The organism is Aeromonas finlandensis (genome assembly GCF_000764645.1).
In the GTDB taxonomy this organism is placed as follows: Bacteria; Pseudomonadota; Gammaproteobacteria; order Enterobacterales; family Aeromonadaceae; genus Aeromonas; species Aeromonas finlandensis.
The window spans coordinates 1-1,131 of sequence record NZ_JRGK01000215.1; the positions used below are offsets into that span (position 1 = coordinate 1).

Here is a 1,131-nt window from a genome sequence, read left to right on the forward strand (position 1 = left end):
CCATTGCGATGTTTCGCGTTCTCTCAGAACTGGGATAAATAGTTTCTTATTGCCAAGGATAGCACCTAAAGCAATTAGTGCCGGCATAGGGCCAATAGGGAAAATACAAGCGGGAACATTATCGAACTTACATTGCGCTATAATCTCTCTTGCAGTAACCTCTACTGATTCAATTAGAATCGGCCAATAATGGTTGTTTGTGGAGTTCATCAGAATTTCATTGTTTTTTGAGATTTCAGATATATTACCAGCTAATCTCATTTTTATTGATGATAAACAGCTATATACTTGTTGATAGCTAGGTCCATCATTTATATTTCCACGAACTGGCCATAACACAGAAAAAGCTTTACATGCAGGATACCTGAGCCCATCTAGAAGGTTGTTGGCTAACCTTATATGTTCTGCTCTCATTTTAGAGAGTAATGAAGCTGGATAATCTGCTAATGCGACCTTATCAATTAATCTATGATGTTTGTCACACAGATGTAAAATATTATTGGGGTCATTCGATATAACTTTTGAAAATATATTCCCTCTTGGCCCATTCTCTGATGCCGCAATATTGTGAGCTAAATATGCATAGTTCCCATATTCTCCTGTGGTTGCGTCAATCTCAAGATTTTCTCCACACCCTTCAAACATGCATCGACCAAAAGAAGCGTCTCTGACAGCCCTTTTGGTGTCAATAGTGAAGTCGGGACCGCGTCCCTTATCTTTATCTTTTGTCCAATAGGAGGTTAAGAGTGAAGGGATATTATCAATGTTAACTATTACTGACTGATCTTTAGACTGATGCCAAACATCATTCATTTTGTTCAAAGAAGAAATATCTTCGTTATTTAAAAATACTCCTTGATAGGAGCGAAAATCAATATTTTTTTTACCGGCTGTGAATATTTCTAGTCCGTCTTTATACTGAGCCGGAGTAAGATTAAATCGCAACAACGCTTGAGCATGATCCTGCGTCATCAATAGTACAACCACATTGGATTTACTTTCATCAATAACAAGTCCAATATCTTCCCATCTAATATCATTTATTAACTTATCGTGATAAGTTTTGATGTCGGTCAGATTATCTAATGGTTGTTGTAAAACTTGTAAATTTAATGAATTATCCATTTCTAG

1 protein-coding gene is annotated in these 1,131 nt (G+C 36.4%); it reads right to left on the bottom strand.

Annotation, left to right across the window (positions count from 1 at the left end):
• On the bottom strand, positions 1-1,131 hold a 1,131-nt coding region (locus tag LD28_RS23080), incomplete at both ends, for an SAVED domain-containing protein (protein WP_156120223.1).